This is a genomic window from Arthrobacter stackebrandtii (assembly GCF_017876675.1).
Taxonomy (GTDB): domain Bacteria; phylum Actinomycetota; class Actinomycetes; order Actinomycetales; family Micrococcaceae; genus Specibacter; species Specibacter stackebrandtii.
Map to the genome: position 1 here is coordinate 2,025,316 of NZ_JAGIOI010000001.1, position 19,738 is coordinate 2,045,053.

20 protein-coding genes are annotated in these 19,738 nt (G+C 67.3%); 12 read left to right on the forward strand and 8 right to left on the reverse strand.

The window, feature by feature from the left end; genetic code table 11:
* Window positions 1-30: 30 nt before the first annotated feature.
* The 7 genes from JOF48_RS08530 to JOF48_RS08560 all read right to left on the reverse strand — a co-directional run bounded on the left by JOF48_RS08530 (window position 31) and on the right by JOF48_RS08560 (window position 8,222).
* Window positions 31-417 carry an SHOCT domain-containing protein gene (locus JOF48_RS08530; RefSeq protein WP_209679579.1) on the reverse strand — a complete coding sequence of 129 codons (387 nt, stop codon included), beginning with the start codon at window positions 415-417 and terminating at the stop codon, window positions 31-33.
* Window positions 418-544: 127 nt separating this feature from the next.
* Complete coding sequence (locus tag JOF48_RS08535) at window positions 545-2,152, reverse strand: MFS transporter (protein WP_209679581.1); 1,608 nt, start codon at window positions 2,150-2,152, stop codon at window positions 545-547.
* 195 nt (window positions 2,153-2,347) lie between these two features.
* Window positions 2,348-2,623, reverse strand: a complete 276-nt coding sequence (locus JOF48_RS08540; protein ID WP_209679583.1) for an HPr family phosphocarrier protein — start codon at window positions 2,621-2,623, stop codon at window positions 2,348-2,350.
* 31 nt (window positions 2,624-2,654) lie between these two features.
* Window positions 2,655-4,367 carry a putative PEP-binding protein gene (locus JOF48_RS08545; protein ID WP_209679587.1) on the reverse strand — a complete coding sequence of 571 codons (1,713 nt, stop codon included), beginning with the start codon at window positions 4,365-4,367 and terminating at the stop codon, window positions 2,655-2,657.
* A 30-nt stretch (window positions 4,368-4,397) separates the two neighbouring features.
* Window positions 4,398-6,473: a PTS fructose transporter subunit IIABC gene (locus JOF48_RS08550; protein ID WP_209679590.1), complete on the reverse strand. Its 2,076-nt coding sequence runs from the start codon at window positions 6,471-6,473 to the stop codon at window positions 4,398-4,400.
* A 1-nt stretch (window position 6,474) separates the two neighbouring features.
* Window positions 6,475-7,437 (reverse strand): 1-phosphofructokinase family hexose kinase, encoded by a 963-nt coding sequence (locus JOF48_RS08555; protein WP_209679593.1) that lies wholly within the window; start codon window positions 7,435-7,437, stop codon window positions 6,475-6,477.
* Window positions 7,434-8,222 carry a DeoR/GlpR family DNA-binding transcription regulator gene (locus tag JOF48_RS08560; RefSeq protein ID WP_209679596.1) on the reverse strand — a complete coding sequence of 263 codons (789 nt, stop codon included), beginning with the start codon at window positions 8,220-8,222 and terminating at the stop codon, window positions 7,434-7,436. Before JOF48_RS08560 ends, JOF48_RS08555 begins: the two co-directional genes overlap by 4 nt.
* Before the next feature lie 240 nt (window positions 8,223-8,462).
* Between JOF48_RS08560 and JOF48_RS08565 the strand changes: the two genes are divergently transcribed.
* The 4 genes from JOF48_RS08565 to JOF48_RS08580 all read left to right on the forward strand — a co-directional run bounded on the left by JOF48_RS08565 (window position 8,463) and on the right by JOF48_RS08580 (window position 11,437).
* Window positions 8,463-9,104: an alpha/beta hydrolase gene (locus tag JOF48_RS08565; protein ID WP_209679599.1), complete on the forward strand. Its 642-nt coding sequence runs from the start codon at window positions 8,463-8,465 to the stop codon at window positions 9,102-9,104.
* A gap of 9 nt (window positions 9,105-9,113) precedes the next feature.
* The gene (locus tag JOF48_RS08570; protein ID WP_209679601.1) at window positions 9,114-9,347 is read left to right on the forward strand and encodes a hypothetical protein; all 234 of its coding nucleotides are present in this window, start codon (window positions 9,114-9,116) and stop codon (window positions 9,345-9,347) included.
* Window positions 9,348-9,485: 138 nt separating this feature from the next.
* Entirely contained in the window at window positions 9,486-9,935 is a 450-nt protein-coding gene (locus JOF48_RS08575; protein WP_209679605.1) for a DUF2871 domain-containing protein, read from the forward strand.
* Window positions 9,936-10,495: 560 nt separating this feature from the next.
* Window positions 10,496-11,437, forward strand: a complete 942-nt coding sequence (locus JOF48_RS08580) for a hypothetical protein (protein WP_209679608.1) — start codon at window positions 10,496-10,498, stop codon at window positions 11,435-11,437.
* A 98-nt stretch (window positions 11,438-11,535) separates the two neighbouring features.
* On the opposite strand, the gene JOF48_RS08585 is transcribed toward JOF48_RS08580, so the two are convergent.
* On the reverse strand, window positions 11,536-12,819 hold the full coding sequence (locus tag JOF48_RS08585; RefSeq protein WP_245346461.1) for a DUF445 domain-containing protein: 1,284 nt from the start codon (window positions 12,817-12,819) through the stop codon (window positions 11,536-11,538).
* A 22-nt stretch (window positions 12,820-12,841) separates the two neighbouring features.
* Between JOF48_RS08585 and JOF48_RS08590 the strand changes: the two genes are divergently transcribed.
* The 8 genes from JOF48_RS08590 (at window position 12,842) to JOF48_RS08625 (ending at window position 19,374) form a co-directional block, all read left to right on the forward strand.
* Window positions 12,842-13,705, forward strand: coding sequence for a glycerophosphodiester phosphodiesterase (locus JOF48_RS08590; protein ID WP_209679614.1), 864 nt, complete (start codon window positions 12,842-12,844; stop codon window positions 13,703-13,705).
* A 72-nt stretch (window positions 13,706-13,777) separates the two neighbouring features.
* The gene (locus JOF48_RS08595) at window positions 13,778-15,643 is read left to right on the forward strand and encodes a glycoside hydrolase family 15 protein (protein WP_342591199.1); all 1,866 of its coding nucleotides are present in this window, start codon (window positions 13,778-13,780) and stop codon (window positions 15,641-15,643) included.
* On the forward strand, window positions 15,640-16,476 hold the full coding sequence (locus JOF48_RS08600; protein WP_209679621.1) for an AzlC family ABC transporter permease: 837 nt from the start codon (window positions 15,640-15,642) through the stop codon (window positions 16,474-16,476). The genes JOF48_RS08595 and JOF48_RS08600 overlap by 4 nt, the downstream gene beginning before the upstream one ends.
* Complete coding sequence (locus JOF48_RS08605; protein ID WP_209679624.1) at window positions 16,473-16,784, forward strand: AzlD domain-containing protein; 312 nt, start codon at window positions 16,473-16,475, stop codon at window positions 16,782-16,784. Before JOF48_RS08600 ends, JOF48_RS08605 begins: the two co-directional genes overlap by 4 nt.
* A gap of 76 nt (window positions 16,785-16,860) precedes the next feature.
* A complete protein-coding gene (locus JOF48_RS08610) occupies window positions 16,861-17,193 on the forward strand; it encodes a thiamine-binding protein (protein WP_209679627.1) in 333 nt (110 codons plus the stop codon).
* A 59-nt stretch (window positions 17,194-17,252) separates the two neighbouring features.
* Complete coding sequence (locus JOF48_RS08615; protein ID WP_209679631.1) at window positions 17,253-17,921, forward strand: O-methyltransferase; 669 nt, start codon at window positions 17,253-17,255, stop codon at window positions 17,919-17,921.
* A 3-nt stretch (window positions 17,922-17,924) separates the two neighbouring features.
* Entirely contained in the window at window positions 17,925-18,452 is a 528-nt protein-coding gene (locus tag JOF48_RS08620) for a GNAT family N-acetyltransferase (RefSeq protein ID WP_209679633.1), read from the forward strand.
* Window positions 18,453-18,498: 46 nt separating this feature from the next.
* On the forward strand, window positions 18,499-19,374 hold the full coding sequence (locus JOF48_RS08625; RefSeq protein ID WP_209679636.1) for a spermidine synthase: 876 nt from the start codon (window positions 18,499-18,501) through the stop codon (window positions 19,372-19,374).
* Window positions 19,375-19,738 lie beyond the last annotated feature (364 nt).

Below are 19,738 nucleotides of genomic sequence, written 5' to 3' on the forward strand. Positions count from 1 at the left end.
CCGTGCGGGCGTCCTTTTTGCCAGCTGTGGCTACTGCAGGGCCTTGGCCTTGAGCGCCTGGTACTCCGGCTCCGTGATGGTGCCGGCATCGAACAGGGCCTTGGCCTTGGCGATCTCATCCGAGGGGCTGGTGCCCGCCACGGTCTGGATGTAGCTGTCGGCGGCCGACCGTGCCGCCGCGGCCTGCTGCTGGTCGCGTTCGGCCATGCCCGGCCCCCGTGCGATCAAGTAGACCAGGACCGTGAGGAACGGCAGGAAGATCATGAAGATCAACCACACCGCCTTCCACCAGCCGTTGAGCGAGTGGTCACGGAACAGGTCTGCGATCGTCCGGAACAGGGCGAACAGATAGGCGATGAAGACGAAGCTCCACAAGAAGATCCAAATGATGTTCCAAAAGCTGGCCCAAAAATCCATTGGGGTGTCCCTTCACGCGACGTGGTGTTCGAGGTGGTGTTGCTGCAAGCAACTCTATCGATGCACCACAACGGTGGGAATACCCGCATGGGGTGATATTGGCTGATGCTGCCGGCCGCTTGGCGGGCTACGCGTCGACAGTTTCCGGGCGGCCCACTGTGACCGGGATGCCGGTGCCGGGCGTGGGAGGTTCGTAGCTGTCGTCAAAGGGCAGGTAGTCCATGTCCAGCAGCGGGTTTTTGTCCTGGGTGGCCACCAGCTCCCGGGCCTCTTCCTCTGTTGCCACGCTCGGCATGGAGCCGGGCAGCGGCTTCTGGGCGGACTCCCGCAGGAAGTAGATGGCCACCGCACCAATGGCCGAGGTCAGCATCAGGTAGTAGGCAGGCATCATGTCATTGCCCGTCATGGTGATCAGGCCCTGGATGATGAACGGGGCGGTGCCGCCAAAGATCGCCACGGCAAAGTTGTAGGAGATGCCCATTCCGCCGTACCTGCTCGACGTCGGAAACAGCGCCGGCAGTGACGAGGCCAGGTTGGAGACGTAGAACGTGACAGGGAAGGCGATCAGGGCCAGCCCCAACAGGGTGGTCCAGACCGGCCCGGCACCGATGAGCAGGAATGCGGGGACTGCCAGCACCACAGTGCTCAGCGCACCAACCCACAGCACCGGACGGCGCCCAACCTTGTCGGAAAGCCGGCCGGTCAGCGGGATGCACAGGGCCATGGCAACCAAAATGGGGATGGTCAGCAGGGTTCCGTGCACGGGGTCGTAACCCTTTGAATCCGTGAGATAGGTCGGCATGTAGGAGGTGAGCGCGTAACCAACCGTGTTGGCCGCAGCCACCAGCACCATGGCCAGCACGATCTGCCGCCAGTAAACCCTCACCAGGTGGATGGGTCCGCGCGAGGTGTCCTCATCATTGGCGGCAGCGGACTTGGAGTTCTCCTCGTTGGCGTCCAGGGCGGCCTGGAACTGGGGTGATTCCTCGATCTTCATGCGGAAGTACACGGCAATCAGGCCCAGCGGTCCGGCCACCAGGAACGGCAGGCGCCAGCCCCACGCCTCCATGGCTTCCTGGCCAAGGGTCAGCTGCAGCACCGACACCAGCGCGGCGCCAATGGCGAAGCCCATGTAGCTGCCAAGGTCCAGGATGCTGGCAAAGTAGCCGCGGCGCTTGTCCGGGGCGTATTCGCTGACGAAGGTGGTGGCACCGGCATACTCGCCGCCGGTGGAGAAGCCCTGGACCAGCTTCAGCAAGACGAGAAGCACCGCGGCCCAGATGCCGATTTGTGCATATCCGGGCAGGAGCCCGACGGCGAACGTCGAGGCGGCCATGACGATCAACGTGGCGGCGAGCACCTTCTGCCGCCCCACCTTGTCGCCGAGCCAGCCGAACACAACTCCGCCGAGGGGACGGGCCAGGAACGTGGCGGCAAAGGTTCCCAACAGGAACAGGGTCTGTACGGACGGGTCCGATTCGGGGAGGAACACGGGCCCCATGGTGGCGATCAAGTATCCAAAGACACCGACGTCGTACCATTCCATGGTGTTTCCAACGACGGTTCCGCCGAGGGCTTTTTTGAGCATCGGGGCATCAACGACATTGATGTCGTCGACGCCCAATCTGCGTTTTTTCAGTTTGGGCGTGCGGGGCTTTTTGGGCCGGGCTTGCGAGCGTTCTGCGGTGTCCTTAACACCTGTTTCCGGGTGAGTCATGCTTCGGTCTGTGGGCATTTGTTTATCCCCTTAAGGAGTTCATTTGCTTGCGACTTTCTGCTGCATCGTTACGGGCAGACGTAAAACTCTAGCAGATGGACTAATTCGGGCCCGGGGGAAAAGGTGCTGCCGGGAACGCAAAAACCCCGCCATCACGGCCCGGAAAGGGGTGCGACACGGGGTTGTTGCGGGTTGGCCTGGAGGGCGTGGGGATCAGGCGTCGTGGTTGGTTTCCAGGATCTTGACCAGGGCGTCCAGGGCCTCGCCGGCGGAGTCGTCGTCGGTGCGCAGCACGACGGTTTCGCCGTGTTCCACGCCCAGGCTCATGAGGGCGAGCATGCTGTCGGCGTCCACGGCCTCATCGGCGGGCTCGCCGGTGCGGGCAATGGTCACTTCCGCGTCCAGTTCCCCGGCGGCCTCGGCAAAGATGGAGGCCGGGCGGGCGTGCAGGCCCACGGTGCTGGCAATGGTGGCGGTGCGTTCAATCATGGTGATCTCCTAAAGTTTTGTAAAAAGTGGGTCAGAGGCCGAGTTCGGCCAGGGCCGGCAGCCCGGCACGGACCAGTTCGCGGGCCTCCGCGGCGGAGGCTGCGGCGACGGCCCGGTCGGCCAGTGACCGCGCCTGCGCCGGGGTGACGGTGCGCAGCACGGCGGCCACGGCCGGCAGTGCGCGCGGCGTCATGGACAGTGAACTGACGCCCAGCCCGGCCAGCACGACGGCGAGGGCCGGGTCCGCGGCAGCCTCACCGCACACTCCCACCGGCTTGGGCGAGGTGGTCTCGAGCGACCTCGAGTGCTTCACCTGGGACACGGCGCCCTCAACGGTTGCCTGGACCAGGGCCAGCACGGCCGGCTGCCAGGGGTCGTTCAGTGCGGCGAGCGGGCCCAGTTGCCGGTCGGCGGCCATGGTGTACTGCGTGAGGTCGTTGGTGCCGATGCTGGCAAACTCCACGCGGTCCAGGATGTGGCGCGAACTCAGTGCCGCGGAGGGCACCTCAACCATGACGCCGGGGGTGCGCAGCCCGGCGGCCGTGCACAGGGCGGCAAAGTCGGCGGCCTCGGCAGGTGTGGAAATCATGGGGGCCATGACCCACACCTCGGCCGACGAGGAAGCGGCCGCGTCGGCGATGGCCGCCAGCTGCCGGGCCAGGACTCCCGGGGTGGTCAGGTCGGTGCGGTAGCCGCGGACGCCCAGGGCGGGGTTGGGCTCGGTGGAATCGGTGAGGAACGGCAGCGGCTTGTCCGCCCCCGCGTCCAGGGTCCGGACAACAACCTTCTTGCCGGGGAATGCATCAAACACGCCCTTGTAGGCAGCCACCTGCTCGTCGTGGCTGGGCTCGCTGTCGTTGCCGAGGAAACAAAATTCGGTGCGCAGCAGTCCCACGCCCTGGGCGTTGGCGTCTGCCGCCTCTTGTGCGTCTTTCGCCCCGCCAACGTTGGCCAGCAGCGGCAGCAGTGTGCCGTCGGCCAGTTGGCCGCTGCCGTCAAAGGTGCTCAGCAGGGAGGACTTTTCCTGCCACTGGGCCACAGCGGCGTGTTCGGCCTGGCCGGGTTCGGTGCGCACCTCGCCGGCCGCGCCGTCGACAAAAATGGTGGAACCTTCGGCGATCCCGGCCACCCCTGCCGCGGCGACCACGGCGGGCAGGCCCAGGCTGCGGGCGATGATGGCCGTGTGGGACTGCGGCCCGCCGCCGGCGGTGACCAGGGCAATGACCTTGGCCGGGTCCAGGGTTGCTGTGTCGGCCGGCGCAAGGTCGTCCGCCACCAGGATGAACGGGTCGGCAGCATCAGGAATTTCCGGGGCGGGCACCCCGCGCAGTGCGGCCACGATCCGGGACCGCACGTCCAGGACGTCGTGGGAGCGTTCGGCCATCATGCCGCCGAGGCCCTTCAGCATGGCGGCCACGGAGTCCCCGGCCTCCCAGACGGCCCGCTCGGGCGAGGCGCCGGCGTTGACGAGCTTGATGGCGGCCTTGATGAGCATGGGGTCGGTGGCCATCAGTGCCGTGGCACCAAGGACCTCCTTCCCGGCACCTTCGGCCCGTGCGGCACGCTCCAGCAGCAATTCCTTCACTGTTGCCCCCGCGGACTTGATGGCAGCAGCGGCGGCCTCGGGCTCCGTCGAACTGTCCAATTTTTCACCCACCGGGGGTTCTGCCAGGGCGGGCGGCATGTGCCTGGCGGGGCCAATGACACGGCCGCGGAAGACGCCGACTCCAACAAAGTTCTGCACGGGTGCTCCTTCGAGATTCATGGTGCGGGCCTAGGCGGCCTGGCTGGCAAGCTGCGTTGCTGCAAGGGTATCAACGGGCTTGCGCACGGCCCAGCGTTTCAGCGCCACCACGGCGAGTGCGGCGACCACGGTGCCGACCACGATGGAGATCGCGAACATGGCCAGGTTGCCGATGGCGAAGAAGACGAAGAATCCGCCGTGGGGGGCCTGTGAGGTGACATGGAAGGCCATGGTCAGCGCACCGGTGACGGCACCGCCCAGCATGGAGGCGGGGATGACGCGGAGGGGATCGGCCGCCGCGAACGGGATGGCACCTTCCGAGATGAACGATGCGCCGAGCAGCCAGGCGGCCTTGCCGTTTTCGCGCTCGGCGAGGGAGAAGCGCTTCTTGTCCAGGACCGTGGCCAGGGCCATGGCGAGCGGCGGAACCATGCCGGCCGCCATGACGGTGGCCATGATTTCCCACGGGGCCTGGTTGGCAATGCTGCCGGCGCCCAGGCCGGCAACGGCGAAGGCGTACGCCACCTTGTTGACAGGGCCGCCCAGGTCGAAGCACATCATGAGGCCAAGGATGATTCCCAGCACGACGGCGGACGTGCCGGTCATGCCGGTGAGCCAGTTGTTCAGGCCGTCGGAAAGCGAGGCGATGGGTGCACCCAGGAAGAGGAGCATGGCACCCGAGGCGATGATGGAGCCCAGCAGCGGGATGATCACCACGGGCATGAGGCCGCGGAGCCAGCGGGGCACCTTCCAGCTGCCGATCCAGTAGGCAGCGAGGCCGGCAAGGATGCCGCCCACCAGGCCGCCGAGGAAGCCCGCGCCCATGAACACGGCGATGGATCCGGCCGTGAAGCCTGGGGCGATGCCGGGGCGGTCAGCAATGCCGAAGGCAATGTAGCCTGCCAGCGCCGGGACTAGGAACGCCATGGACAGGGAGCCGATCTTGAACGCCACGGCGCCAAGGTAGGCGCCGAGCGGGCCCCAGGCCTGCGGCGGGAAGTCCGTGGGCAGGTTGGTCAGGCTGTTGCCGGTGAGGATCTTGTCCGCGAAATCGGGGATCTGGAAGCCGCCCAGCAGGAAGCCCAGTGCGATCAGCAGACCGCCACCGGCCACAAACGGGATCATGTAGCTGACGCCTGTCAGCAGCACCTTCTTGACCTTGGCGCCCAGGCTTTCGCTGGAGGATTCGGCATTCTGGTCTGCTGCTTCCTCCGCGCCAAAGTGCGGCACGCGGTGTGCGTTGGGGTTCTCGGATGCCGCAACGGCCTCCTGGACCATCTTGGTCGGCTCATCGATGCCACGCTTGACGGGGGAGCTGACCAGCGGCTTGCCGGCAAAGCGCTCCTTGCCGCGCACATCGACGTCGACGGCGAAGATGACGGCGTCGGCTGCGGCAATCACGGCCGGGTCCAGCGGCGTCACCGCGCCGGATCCCTGCGTCTCGACCTGCAGGTCCACGCCGGCCTCCGCCGCAGCGGCCACGAGTGAATCGGCGGCCATGTACGTGTGTGCGATTCCGGTTGGGCACGCCGTCACGGCAACAATGCGCTTGCGGCGGGGTGCGGGTTCCTGCGGGGCCGGGCTGGTTTCGCCAGCTCCGGCGGCCGCAGTCGTCTGCGCCGCCGCTGCGGTTTTCTCCGTGGCCGGCTTTGGCTTGTCTGCGAGGGCTGCCGCAACCAGTTCAACAATCTCACTGGGGGTTGATGCCGCGCGCAGGGCCGCCGTGAAGTCCTTCTTGATGAGGGAGCGGGCCAGCTTGGAGAGCAGTTTCAGGTGTTCGTTGTCGGCGCCTGCGGGGGCGGCGATGAAGAAGATGATGTCCGCGGGGCCGTCCTTGGCGCCGAAGTCGACTGCCGGGTTGAGCCGGGCCATGGCGAGGGTCGGTTCCAGAACCGCCTCGGACCGGCAGTGGGGGATGGCGATGCCGCCGGGGACGCCGGTGGCGGTCTTCTGTTCGCGTGCCAGGGCGTCGGCGAACAGGCCCTCCAGGCCTGAGGCGCGGCCGGTGCCGGCGATCAGCTCGGCAAGTTTGCGAATGACCGAGGTGGTGTCTGAGCCGAGATTGGCGTCAAGGAGCACCAGGTCGTCGTTGATGAGTGTAGTCATGTCAGTTCTCTTCGGCAGGGGCCAGGACCGTCACGGTGACGGAGGCGGGGTTGGTTTGTTCAAGGGAGGGAACCATGGTTCCCGGGAGGGAAGCGGCGGCCGCCCCATGGGCCGTTGCTTGCTGAAGGCAGGCTGCGGGGGAGTCCCCGCGGAGCGTTGCCAGCAGATATCCGGCCAGGGCGGAGTCGCCCGCGCCGACAGTGCTTTTTGCCTTGATGGCCGGGCCTCGGCCGTGCCAGCTGCCGCCGGCCGTGACCAGTGCCGCGCCCTTGGATCCGAGGGTGGCCAGCACTGCGCCAACACCGTTGCGGACCAGGTCTCCGGCAGCTGCTGCCGCCGCGGCGGGATCCGCCTCAAGCTCCTGTCCGGTGGCAGTGCCGGTCAGTTCGGCCAGCTCCTCGCCGTTGGGCTTGATCAGGTCCGGGGCCGCGCGCAGGCACTCACGCAGCGGCGCACCCGAGGAATCAACCGCGATCTGCGGCGCCCGGGAACCGTGGGCGGCCCGGACAGCGTCGATGACGGAAGCGTAGAAGTCATCCGGTGTCCCCGGCGGAAGCGAGCCGGCCAGCACAAGCCAGGCAGCGCCGTCGGACTTCTCCACCGTGAGCGCCAGGAGCTCCGCCAGCTGCGAGGGGGCGAGCGCGGGGCCGGGCTCGTTGACCTTGGTGGTGGTGCCGTCGGGCTCCGTGATGGCGACATTGCTGCGCAGGGCCGCGCCGATCGGCATGGCCAGGTGCGGGATGTCCTCGAGTTCCAGGGCGCGGACGACGGCGTCATCGGCGTCCCCGGGGAGCAGTGCCAGGGCGTCAATCCCGGATGCGGAGAGGGCGCGGACGATGTTCACGCCCTTGCCGCCGGGATGCTGGGAGGCATGCGTTGCGCGCTGGACTTCGCCGCGTTGCAGGGCGGAGGCCAGCTCAATGGTGCGGTCCAGGCTGGGATTGGGGGTCAGGGTGATGATCATGCGATCACGACCTCTACGCCGGCCGCGGCCAGGGCGGCGGCGAGCTCCCGGTCCGGCTCGGCGGTGGTGATGAGGGTGTCGATCTGTTCCAGCGTGGCGAAGCGGACCAGTGTTTCGGTGCCGAGCTTGGAGGCGTCGGCCAGGACCACCACCTGGCGGGCGGCCCTGACCATGGCGGTCTTGGTCGCGGCCTCGACGGGGTCGGGGGTGCTCAGGCCGAAATCTGCGTGGATGCCGTTGGTGCCGATGAAGGCGATGTCCGGGCGGAGTGCGCCGAGCTGTTCGGTGGCGCGGGCTCCGACGACGGCGCTGGTCAGGCCGCGGACCCGGCCGCCGACGATGTCCAGCAGAAGGCTCGGGTTGGTGCTCAGCGAGGCTGCCGTGGGGAGGGAATTGGTGATGACGAGCAGTTCGTCGCCGGTGTTGGCGGGGGTCCAGCCGGTGAGGCGTTCGGCCAGTGCGGCGGTGGTGGTGCCCGAGTCCAGGAGGACAGACGCGGTGGGCGCATGGGGGATGAGGGCCATGGCGGCTGCGGCGATCCGCTGCTTTTCGTCCAGGCGCTGCGTTTGGCGTTCGCTCAGGCTCAGCTCCGAGCGGGTCAGCCGGTCCGTGCCGACGGCACCGCCGTGGACGCGGCGCAGCTGGCCGGCCTCCTCGAGCGTGGCGAGGTCGCGGCGCACGGTTTCCTGGGTGATGGAAAACAGCCCCGCCAGCTCATTGACGCCGACCCTGCCCTGGGCGCTGACGAGATCGGCGATTCTCTGGTGCCGTTCCTCCGCAAACATGGTTTTCCTTCCGGTGGCGGCACCCGCCTGGTTGGTGGGGGCCTTTCCCGAGATGCCGGCCACGTGCTCGTGACGGGCATCACAGGATGTTGTTTCAGATGACTTTATCTGTGTTTATCTTTGAATGTCAAGATGAAACCCACATAAACGCAGATTGAATGCCCTGGCCGCCGTGAACCGGGCGGTCGGGCCGGCGGGATGCGCAGCCCCGGCGCCGGGCCCGCCCGGTAGTCTGGCCCCATGGAAACTGTTGCGTGGTCGTGCCCGGAGAACGAACGCGCCGGCAGGCCGCTGCTGCTCATGCTCCACGGCTACGGCTCGGATGAAACCCGGATGAGCGCCCTGTTCAAGGACATGCCGCGGGGGTTCGTGTGCGCGGCGCCCCGCGCTCCAGTGGACATCTCGGGGGACTTTGGCTGGTTCCTGCTGGATTACTTCCTGGCCAACGACTTCGCCGAAGTGGTCGCCGCTGCCACGACAGTGCTTGCCTGGCTGGACACCACCATGGCAAAGCACCAGTTCAGCTCCGTCTCCGTCCTTGGTTTCTCGCAAGGCATGGCCATGGCCACCACGCTGATCCGCCTGCGCCCGGAGATGTTTGCCGCGGGCGTCGGGCTGTCCGGCTTCGCCCTGCAAAACAATCTCCTCGGGGCCCTGGAACCACTGGATCGCAAGATCCCGTTCTACTGGGCCCGCGACACCGCAGACCTGGTCATCAACCCCGACGCCATCGAGTTCACCGCTGACTGGCTGGCCGCCAACACAGACCTACAGCAGGGCCGCTACGAGGGCATGGGGCACAACTTCAGCCCCGGCGAAATGACCGACGTGGCATCGTTCCTGACCGCCAACGTGCCGGGCTCCTTCGTGCCGCGCGGGTAGGAGGAGGAAATGGCGGGCCAGGCCGGCGGCTTCGAATTCACCACGGCGCACAACGGCGAGGTGTCCATCACCCACCACGGGCACCACGCAGCGACCCTGCGCGGCAGTGCGGCCCGGAAGTTCCTTGCGGACGTCGAGACTGCCGACGCCCAGGCCCTCATGGCCCGAGTGACCGGCAACTACCGCCGCGGCAATGAGCGCACGGCCAAAAACCACCCGCGCAATGCGGGCCGGCGCCGCTGAACCAGGCCCGAAAGCACCGTCCTGAATGCGCCGTCCCAAAAGCACCCCAACGGCGCCGGCGATTCAACCAAAAGGTTGATGGCCGCCGTCGTGCGCGTCCTTATGCTGGAGACACAGCCAACTAGCAAAGGACACCCCATGAAGAAGCTCTTTTATTCGTCGTTCGCCTACATGGTCATCGGCGTGCTCTCCGGCCTGTTTTACCGCGAGTACACCAAGGGGAAGGACTTCACCGGCTTCACGCAGCTCTCGGTGGTCCATACACACCTGCTGACGCTCGGCTTCATTGTGCTGCTGATTGTGTTGATCCTGGAGAAGCTGTTCACGCTGAGCAAGTCGCGCCTGTTCAACTGGTTCTTCTGGACGTACAACGCCGGCCTCATCCTCACCGCCGCCATGATGGTGGTCCACGGCATGCTGCAGGTCCAGGGCGCCACCGACGTTTCCGCCGCTATCCCCGGCATCGCGGGCCTCGGCCACATCCTGCTCTCCGTCGCGATGGTGCTGCTGTTCCTGGCCCTGCGCACCCGCCTGTTTGGTGCCGCCGTGAAGCACGACGCCGAAACCTCCTCAGCGCTCGCAGGCTGAGGCCCGCACGGGGCCGGGTTGGGCCGCCAGCCGCCCGACGCTTGAGGGCGGTGGCGGTTTGCGGAAAGACCGTGCTGTTCTGCGCAGAGTTTGGCGCCGGCATGACGCACAACACTGTTCTGCGTCACACCGGCCGCTAACTTTGCGCAGAACAGCACGCTGGCCCCGGCGTTTCTGCCGCGAGTGGTTCTGCATGGGCTGTGCAGCCCGGATGTGCCCGCCCCGGAAGGCAGGTTCCACCACTCCTGCGTGCCATTGAACCTGAATGGTGCGCAACGGCGGCGGGTGCGCACCATTCAGAATTAACCACGCGCGGGAGTGGTGAAACTGGACGGTGCCGGGCCCACCCAAGACGAGTTGGCCGGCGTCGGGCAAGAAAATCAGGGAACTGCGTCCCAAGCCGCGCAAGGCCAGTGCAAGGTCCGCGGCCAAGGCATGTCACCCCGCGCAAATTTGGCGGACCACCATGTGCCGGACACTGCCGTCGGGCCTGGCAAGAATATGGGGTGGCGCACAGGAAACGCCGATACGCTTGGGGAAGATCGACGGCAGGGGAGTCAATGGCAGGCAGTGAATTGAAAAAAGTGGACAAGAAGTCCGGCTTTGCCAAGGGCAAGGTGAATCCGGCGGTGGAAATGGCGGCCGGCGCGGCGTTTGACGCCAAGGGGAATCCCACGCCCGCGGTCCACGGCATGCTGCTGCGGGCCGTTGAGGTGCAGCGCCCGCTTGTCCTGGCCAACCTGCGCAGGCTGCGGCGGCGCCACCCCAACGCCACAGCCTTTGAGCTGAGCCAGCGGCTGGAACGCGATTTCCTCAACGCCGTCAGCAGCGGCGGTGCTGCGATTGGCGCCACGGCCATCGTCCCGGGTGTGGGAACGGTCGCTGCACTGTCCATCTCGGCTGCGGCGACGGTCGTCTTCCTGGAGGCCACGGCGCTGTACGCCCAGTCCGTCGCGGAGTTGCACGGCTTCCGGCTGGCCGATCCGGAGCTGGCCCAGGTCACTGTCATGGCGATCATTCTTGGCGACGAGGGCCTGTCGCTGCTGGCCGGCCTCACCGGCCAGGCCCTCGGCAAAGGCAAGACGCCCATGCAGGCCTGGGGGAAAACGGTCAGCAAAAGCGTGCCGCTTTCCGCCATCAAGGGCATCGTGGCACCCATGCAAAAGAGGTTCCTGCGGAAAATGGCTGTCAAGGGCAGCGCCTCGATTGTTGGCAAGGCGCTGCCGTTCGGCATCGGTGCGGCGGTGGGCGGCGTGGGCAACTACATGATGGGGCGTGCCGTGGTGAATTCGGCCCTGCACGCCTTTGGCCCGGCGCCACTGGAAATCCCGCGCGGGCTGCTTGCCGAGCTGGACGCGCCGAAGCCTTTGAAGCCACCAAAGCCGGCCAAGGCGATCAATCCCGGCAAGGCGCCGAAACCCGCGAAGGCCCAGAAGGCGGCCAAGCCGGGGAAAACACCCAAACAGCCCAAATTCAGGGCCCCGAAACTGCCTGGGAGGTAGTAGTTAAGATTGGACGCCGGTGGGCGGGCCTCCAATCTTGACAGCGGCATCCGGAGGGCGCGGTGCCACCCACCCAGGGCGGGCCGGGCGCCGTCGGGCTATCCGAAGATGAGCGTGGCCAGGGCGAAAATGGCCAGGCCGGCCAGCGATCCCACCACGGTGCCGTTGATGCGGATGAACTGCAGGTCCTTGCCCACCTGGAGCTCGATCTTCTGGCTCGTCTCCTCGGCATCCCAGCGCTCCACGGTGTCCGTGATGAGCGAGGTGATCTCGTGCTTGTACGTGCCCACGAGGTAGGCGGCGGCGTTGGAGATCCACGTGTTGACCTTGCCGGCCAGCTCGTCGTCGGTGGTGAGGCGGACGCCGAATTCCTGCACGGCCGAGGTGAACTTGCGGCGCAGTTCTGAATCGGGATCCTCGACGGCGTCCGTCAGCGCCGACTTGATGGTCTCCCAGGTGCGGCCCGCCAGCTCGCGGACCTCGGGGTCGCCCAGCACCTGCTCCTTGATGCCCTCCGCCTTGGCAATCATGGCGGGGTCGTGCTGGAGTTCCTGGGCCAGGTCCTTCAGGTACTTGTCCAGCTGCAGGCGCACCTCGTGGTTCGGGTTGTCCTGGACGGCACGGGCAAACTTGTAGATCTCGGTGTAGATTTTGTCGCCCACCAGCCCGTCCACAAAGCCGGGAACCCAGCTGGGGGACCGGTCGGAAACGAGGCCGGAAATGGTGTCGTGGTTGGAACGGATCCACGTGGTGGAGCGGTCCACCAGCAGGTCAACCAACGCGTGGTGGTGGCCCTCCGCGAAAATCCGCTCGGCCAGCCGTCCCACGGGCGGGCCCCACGGCGGGTCCAGCAGGTGCTTGCGCACCAGGGACTCGATGACGTCCTGCACGTCGTCGTCCTTCAGCACGGCGATCGCGCCGCGGATGGCGGCGGCGCCCTCCGTGGCCACGCGCTGGGCGCTTTCCGGCTTGGCCAGCCAGGCTCCGACCTTCTCGGCAATCTGCGTGTTGGCGAGCTTTTGCGACACCACCTCCTCGGACAGGAAGTTCGTCTCCACAAACTCCGCGAGCGAGGAACCGATCTCGTCCTTGCGATTGGGGATGATGGCGGTGTGCGGGATCTTGATGCCCATGGGGTGGCGGAACAGCGCCGTGACCGCGAACCAGTCGGCAAGCGCGCCCACCATGCCGCCCTCCGCGGCCGCCCGGACGTATGCCAGCCACGGGAATTGCGGCTGCAGGGCGAACGCGAAGCAGAATACCACGGCCATGAACAGCAGCAGCCCCAGCGCAATGTTCTTCATCCGCCTCAGCGCAGCCGCCTTTGCCACGTCGGGGTGGGGTGGGTGTGCGGCCGTGCCGAGCTGTTGTGTCTGCGCCATGAAGTAAGCGTAGCGTGGAGCCATGACGGTAAAGATTTTTGCCCACCGCGGATCCAGCGCCGCCTATGCCGAGCACACCCGCGCCGCCTATCTGCAGGCCCTGGCCGACGGCGCCGACGGGGTTGAGTGCGACGTCCACCTCTCCGCCGACGGCCACCTGGTGCTGCTCCACGATGAAACCCTTGACCGCACCTCGAACGCGAGCGGGCCGGTGGCCAAACGGACCCTGGCGCAACTGCGCGAGATCGACTTCAGCTCCTGGCACGGGGCCGCCATCCCGCCCGAATACGGCACGGCGGCGCAGCAGTTGCTGACCCTGCCCGAACTGCTGGACCTCCTGGCGGCCGCTGGGCGGGACGTTGCGCTCGCGATCGAGTTCAAGTACGGAGCCGCCTTCGACCAGGACCTGGTCGATGCCGCCCTGGACACGCTGCGCGGCCGCGGCTGGACCCCCAAGCCGTCGCTGGCCGGGAACATCGAGGTATCCTTCATGTCCTTCCACCCCGCCGCCGTGAAATATCTTGCCGCCCGGGTGGACCCGACCCGGCTCTGCCAGCTCCTGGAGGATGTTGACGTGGCGGAAGTCCGCGAGCAGCTGGACCTGGGGCCGCTCGCCGGCAGGGCCGCCGCGGCCGCGCTGAACTGGTCCATGGGTGAAGGGGAACGTGTGCTGGACGACGGCGTGGCGCACCTTGCCGGGCCCGGCGTCGAGTATGTGGGTGAGCACCCGGGGGACGTGGCTCGCTGGGTCGCGGCCGGGCGGGTCCTGCGGGTCTGGACGGTCAACACTGCCGAAGAGCTGGACCTTTGCCTGTCCGCCGGCGTCGCCGAGGTGACCACCAATGTTCCGCGCGAAATCAGGGAGATGCTCATGGCGCGCCAATAGCTGGGGTGGTGGGCCGACCAGCCTCGCGGCTCGCCAGTGAACACCGGCTTACCTTGACGGGAAGCAGACACCGTGTGGTTGCATGGAACCATGGCATCGAGAATTGAAGACTACGCGCTCCTGTCTGACCTGCACACCGGCGCCCTGGTGGGCCGCGACGGCAGCATCGACTGGCTGTGCTTTCCGCGCTTTGACTCGCCGGCCGTGTTCACGGCCCTGCTGGGGACCCCGGACCATGGGCGCTGGCTCGTGGCGCCGAGCCATCCTGAAGCGGCCGTCAAGCACCGCCGCTACCAGCCGCGCACCTTCATCCTGGAAACCACCTGGACCACCCCGGAAGGCTCCGCCAGGATCACCGATTTCATGCCGCTGGGCGACCGCCGCGCCTCGATCGTGCGCCGCATCCAGGGCCTGGCCGGCAGCGTGGATTTCCGCCAAAACATCACCATCCGCCCCGGGTACGGAAAGATCCTGCCTTGGGTGCGCCGCATTGACGAGGCCGACGGCACCGAGGCGATTGTTGCCGTGGCAGGACCCGACGCGGTGGTGCTCCGCGGCGATGAGCTGCCCCACGCCGTCGACCATGAACACGCAGGCACCTTCACGGTGGCTGCCGGGGAATGCGTGGAGCAGGAACTGACCTGGTACCCCTCGCACCGCTTGGTCCCGCCCGCGATCGACATTGACGCGGCGCTGGCACAGACCGGCCAGTACTGGCGGGATTGGGCAGCGCGCTACAACCAGGACGGCAAGTACGCGGAGATCGTGGAGCGCTCGCTGCTGGTGCTGCGGGCCCTGACGCACGAGGACACCGGCGGGATCGTCGCGGCACCCACCACGTCGCTGCCGGAAGACTTTGGCGGTGCCCGGAACTGGGACTACCGCTTCTGCTGGCTGCGCGATGCCGCACTGACACTGGAGGCCATGCTGACCCACGGCTACGCGGACGAGGCGCTGAAGTGGCGCGACTGGCTTCTGCGCGCCGTGGCCGGGGACCCCGAAGACCTGCAGATCATGTACGGGCTCTCGGGCGAGCGGGACCTGGCCGAAGGCGAGCTGGGGCACCTGCCCGGCTACGAGGGCGCCCTGCCGGTGCGGATCGGCAACGGCGCCGTGGGCCAGTACCAAGCCGACGTGGTGGGCGAGGTGCTCGTGGCCCTCGAGAAGCTGCGCCTGGCCGGCGGGCACGAGGACCACTTCTCGTGGCCGCTGCAGCAGGCCATGCTGGGGTTCATTGAGAAGCACCTGCAGGCCAAGGACCACGGCATCTGGGAGATGCGCGGGGACCTGCTGCACTTCACGCACTCGCGCGTCATGATGTGGGCCGCCTTCGACTGCGCCGTGCGCGCCGTGAGCGACCACGGCCTGAGCGGCCCGGTGGAGCGCTGGGTTGAACGGCGGGAGGAACTGCGTGCGGAGATCATGGAGTTCGGCTTCAACAAGGAACTGAACACCTTCACGCAGACCTACGGCGGCACCGCCACGGACGCCTCGCTGCTGGTCCTGCCGCAGGTGGGCTTTGTGGGGTACGGATCACCGGAGATGCTGGGAACCGTGGCCGCCATGGAGGCGGAACTGGTGGACGGCCACGGGTTGATCCTGCGCTACCAGACCACCCACGGGGTGGACGGACTGGAGCCGGGCGAACACCCGTTCCTGGCCTGCTCGTTCTGGCTGGTGGAGCAGTACGCGCACACGGGCCGCCGCCCGGAGGCGGTGGCGCTCATGGACAAGCTGGTGGGGCTGGCCAACGAGCTGGGCCTGCTCAGCGAGGAGTACGACATGGAGCAGGGGAGGATGGCCGGGAACTTCCCGCAGGCATTCTCCCACCTGGCCCTTGTGCGTGCCGCCGACGCCCTGCACGGCACCGAACACCTGAGCCTCTCGGATGAGCCCATCGACACCCACACCAAGCCCATCGCCATCGTGGCGCAGTGAGCGCGACGGCACTTTTGGCGAGCCTCAGGGCGTCGCCGGCGGCGAAGATCGGCGCCTCCATCGCCATCGCCACGGGACTGTACGGGGTCTCCTTCGGGGCCCTTTCCGTGGCATCCGGGCTCAGCTTTTGGCAGACCATGGTGCTGAGCCTGCTGCTTTTCAGCGGCGGATCGCAGTTTGCGTTCATCGGCGTGGTCGCTGCCGGCGGCACAGGGGTGGCGGCCATGAGCGCCTCCGCCCTGTTGGGAATCCGCAACGGCGTCTACGGCATGCAGCTCAACGCCCTGATGCGCCCCACCGGGTGGCGCCGCTTCGCCGCCGCCCATGTCACGATCGATGAGTCCACGGCCACCGCCACGGGCCAGTCCGAACCGCGGGAGCAGAAGATCGGCTTCTGGGTTGCCGGACTCGGCATATTCGTTCTGTGGAATATTATGACGGCCGTGGGCGCGGTGCTTGGCGACGCCCTGGGCGACCCCAAGCAGTGGGGCCTGGACGGGGCAGCCGTGGCCGCGTTCCTGGGGCTGCTCTGGCCGCGCATCAAGGCCTTCCAGCCGGCCGCCATTGCCGTGGTGTGTGCCGTGGTGACGCTGCTCGCCGTGCCCTTTGTGCCGCCGGGCGTGCCCATCCTGGTCGCCGCACTCGTGGCCGGTCTCATCGGCTGGTTCCGCAGCGGCGGCACCCCGGACCACGCCCCCGGCCACGTTGGCGACGGCATGGAACCTGACATCGACCCCTACCCTCATGCAGGGAAGCACGACGCCGGCGTTGCCGGCCCGGGTGCCCCGGGGCCGGCAACGCCGGGCACCGGCCAGGAAAGGGAAGAACCATGAGCATGTGGTGGTGGCTGCTGATTGCGGCCCTGGTTGGCTATGCCACCAAACTTCTGGGCTACCTTGTCCCGGCGAAGGTCCTGGCGAACCCGCGCATGTCGCGGGTGGCCGGCACCCTGACCATCGGCCTGCTGGCTTCCCTGACGGTGGTCAACGCTGCCGCATCCGGCACGTCCGTGGTGCTGGACGCACGGATCGGTGCACTCCTGGCCGCCGCCGTTGCGCTGTGGCTCAAGGCGCCGTTCCTCGTGGTGGTGATTGTGGGCGCCGCAGTCGCGGCGGGGCTGCGCCTGCTCGGCATGCCCTGATCTGCGGTCCCCGGCACCGGGGAGATAATGGGAGCAAACGCATCCAGGCGTGAAACAGGCATTAGAGGAGATCACCATGATCGTCGCATTTTCAGTGGCACCCAGCGGAACCCCAGCGGGCGAGCCGGCCGGCACGGGCGACGACGCCTCCGTCCACACCGCCGTCGCCGCAGCCGTTCAGGTGGTGCGCGAGTCCGGCCTGCCGAACCGCACCAGCTCCATGTTCACCGAAATTGAGGGCGAATGGGACGAGGTCATGGACGTGGTCAAGCGCGCAACGGAGGCCGTGGGCCGCTACGGCTCTCGCGTCTCCCTGGTCCTGAAGGCCGACATCCGCCCCGGCCACACCGGCGAGCTCGACGGCAAGGTGGCCCGGCTGGAAGGCGCCCTCGACACCTTGGGCGAGTGACCGCCGTCGGGCATCACAAAGGGCTGTTGCGAACAGCCCGGCGCGCCTACGCTTAGGCCATGGTTGAGCATGTGAGCAGGCCCGAATGGAACGAGGTCGAGGAGTACCTGTCGCGGACGCTGGTGCGCGGCGGGCCCGGTATGGACGCCGTGCTCGAGAGCATCGACGCCGCCGGAATGCCGCGGATTGAGGTGGCGCCCACGGCCGGGAAGCTGCTCATGCTGCTGGTGCAGATCCGGGGCGCGCGGCGGGTGCTGGAGATCGGCACGCTGGCAGGCTTCAGCACCATTTGGCTGGCCCGGGGCATGCCCGACGGCGGACGCCTCACCACCTGCGAATTCCTGCCCGAGCATGCGGCCGTGGCGCAGCGGAACATTGACGCTGCCGGGCTGGGGGACCGGGTTGACATCCGTGTGGGGGCCGCGCTGGACACGCTCGCCACGCTGGACGGCGGGGAACCATACGACTTTGTGTTCATCGACGCCGACAAGTCCAACAACGTCGAGTACCTGAAACGGGCGCTGGCACTGACGCGGCCGGGTGCGGTCATTGTCATGGACAACGTGATTTGGGAAGGCACCATTTTGGACCCGGCATCCGATCCCGACGCCGCCGCCATCCGCGCGGCGCTGGAGTTCATGGGCGCCAGCCCGCAGCTCGAGGCCACTGCCATCCAGACCGCAGGATCCAAGGGCTGGGACGGCTTCGCGATTGCCGTGGTGAAGTAACCGGTGGACTTTTCCCTGCGCCCGGCCACGGCGGCCGACGCCGAGGCGATCATGGTGATGCACCTGCAATCCCACGAGGAAACATACGGGCGGCAGCTCCCGGAATCGTTCTTTGCCATGCGCCGCCGGACCCTGCCTGCCCGGGTGGAGCGCTTGCGGAACACCATGTTCCGGGAACATATTCCCATGTTGGCATACGACGGCGGAGGACTGGTTGGGGTGGCGGGTGCCGGCCCCGCGAGGGATGCCGATGCGCCGGTCCCGCTGGAGCTCCACTGGATCTACACCCTGGCCCGTGTCCACGGCAGCGGCGCCGGGCAGCTGCTGCTCGACGCCGTGGTCGGGGAAAAGGCTGCGTGCCTGTGGGTGTTGGAGGACAATCCGCGGGCACAGGCGTTTTATGCCCGAAACGGCTTCGCCCTGGACGGGGAACGAAAGCTCATGCCGCCGGAGTGGAGCAGCCTGCCCGAGGTGCGGATGGTCCGGCCGGAGGCTTGTGCCGCGCCAGCCTCGGCTACGCTGGCAGGGTGAACAATCTGCCGCGCACCTGTTTCCGCCACACCTTTGGACGGCCCTGATGGGCCGCAAGCGCACACCCAAAAGGGGTGCCGTTGAACCCGAGGATGCCGCTGGTGCAACGACAGTGAAGGGACCAGTGGCCGGGTTCTTCCAGACAGATACCGGAACCGCTGAGCTGATTCCCGACGGCGACAATCCGAACGGCTGGCTGCTCATGCTCAACGGCGTGCAAAGCTCGCACGTGGACCTGGCCGACCCGCTGCGCCTGGAGTTCGAGTACATGCGCTGGATTGTGGCGCTCGTGGAGGACCGCTGGCCTTCAACGGAAAAGCTGAGCACGCTGAGTCTTGGCGGGGCCGCCTGCTCCATGCCCCGATACCTGGTTGCGGCCTACCCGAACTCACGCAACGTGGTGGTGGAGATCGACGGCAAGCTGGCCAACTATGTCCGCGACTGGTTCGAGCTGCCCCGCGCGCCGCTGCTGAAGATCCGGGTGGGCGAGGCCCGCGAGGTGACCGAATCGCTGACGGAGGCAAGCCGGGACCTGGTGATCCGCGACGTCTTCGCCGGGTCCAAGACGCCGTTTGCGCTGACCACTGCCGAATTCACCGCCGCCGCGAAGAAGGTGCTCAGCCCCGGCGGCGTCTATGTGGTGAACTGCGGCGACTCGCCCGCCCTGGCCACGGCACGGCGTGAGGCGGCAACCATCGCTGCAGCATTTGAGCACACCATCATCATCGCCGACCCGCCCATGCTCAAGGGCCGGCGCTCCGGAAATGTCATCATCGCCGGCAGCGACGCGCCACTGGGCAACGGTGCCGGCCTGCCTAGGACCCTGCTCGGCGGGGCTATGCCCGCCCAACTGTGGGACGACGGCAAGGTCCGCCAGTTTGGCCGCAGCGCCGTGGTGCTGACGGACGCCGAACCCCAGTAAACCCGGCACGCACCCCCACCTTCAGGGGCCTCTCCGACGGCAAGTTGCCCCTCAGCTTCGGGGCGATCCTCAACTGCAGGACCCTCCACCAACATCCGCGGTGGTTTGGGAATCGTTCCAACAGCAAGTGGGGTTGGGAGACCCATGATGCGGCCGGTCCTGCCCATACAGGATGCAATTTCGCCCGCGTTGGCGCCATGAACGCAAAACCGCGGGGCGGTAATATGGTGCAGGTCTCATAAAATGCGCAATCGCGGCTGGCCCACCCAACAGTGAACCGGACATCGGTCAGTGCAGCCACTCCTCGATTTGGGATGAGCATGCCAGCTTTCGGAACTGCAGCAACAGGGGACGGCCCACAGAT

Excerpts from the sequence above, each read along its gene's own strand:
- JOF48_RS08530 (WP_209679579.1), bottom strand. The coding sequence starts at position 417 with ATGGATTTTTGGGCCAGCTTTTGGAACATCATTTGGATCTTCTTGTGG.
- JOF48_RS08535 (WP_209679581.1), bottom strand. The coding sequence starts at position 2,152 with ATGCCCACAGACCGAAGCATGACTCACCCGGAAACAGGTGTTAAGGAC.
- JOF48_RS08540 (WP_209679583.1), bottom strand. The coding sequence starts at position 2,623 with ATGATTGAACGCACCGCCACCATTGCCAGCACCGTGGGCCTGCACGCC.
- JOF48_RS08550 (WP_209679590.1), bottom strand. The coding sequence starts at position 6,473 with ATGACTACACTCATCAACGACGACCTGGTGCTCCTTGACGCCAATCTC.
- JOF48_RS08555 (WP_209679593.1), bottom strand. The coding sequence starts at position 7,437 with ATGATCATCACCCTGACCCCCAATCCCAGCCTGGACCGCACCATTGAG.
- JOF48_RS08560 (WP_209679596.1), bottom strand. The coding sequence starts at position 8,222 with ATGTTTGCGGAGGAACGGCACCAGAGAATCGCCGATCTCGTCAGCGCC.
- JOF48_RS08565 (WP_209679599.1), top strand. The coding sequence starts at position 8,463 with ATGGAAACTGTTGCGTGGTCGTGCCCGGAGAACGAACGCGCCGGCAGG.
- JOF48_RS08570 (WP_209679601.1), top strand. The coding sequence starts at position 9,114 with ATGGCGGGCCAGGCCGGCGGCTTCGAATTCACCACGGCGCACAACGGC.
- JOF48_RS08575 (WP_209679605.1), top strand. The coding sequence starts at position 9,486 with ATGAAGAAGCTCTTTTATTCGTCGTTCGCCTACATGGTCATCGGCGTG.
- JOF48_RS08580 (WP_209679608.1), top strand. The coding sequence starts at position 10,496 with ATGGCAGGCAGTGAATTGAAAAAAGTGGACAAGAAGTCCGGCTTTGCC.
- JOF48_RS08585 (WP_245346461.1), bottom strand. The coding sequence starts at position 12,819 with ATGGCGCAGACACAACAGCTCGGCACGGCCGCACACCCACCCCACCCC.
- JOF48_RS08590 (WP_209679614.1), top strand. The coding sequence starts at position 12,842 with ATGACGGTAAAGATTTTTGCCCACCGCGGATCCAGCGCCGCCTATGCC.
- JOF48_RS08605 (WP_209679624.1), top strand. The coding sequence starts at position 16,473 with ATGAGCATGTGGTGGTGGCTGCTGATTGCGGCCCTGGTTGGCTATGCC.
- JOF48_RS08610 (WP_209679627.1), top strand. The coding sequence starts at position 16,861 with ATGATCGTCGCATTTTCAGTGGCACCCAGCGGAACCCCAGCGGGCGAG.
- JOF48_RS08615 (WP_209679631.1), top strand. The coding sequence starts at position 17,253 with ATGGTTGAGCATGTGAGCAGGCCCGAATGGAACGAGGTCGAGGAGTAC.
- JOF48_RS08625 (WP_209679636.1), top strand. The coding sequence starts at position 18,499 with ATGGGCCGCAAGCGCACACCCAAAAGGGGTGCCGTTGAACCCGAGGAT.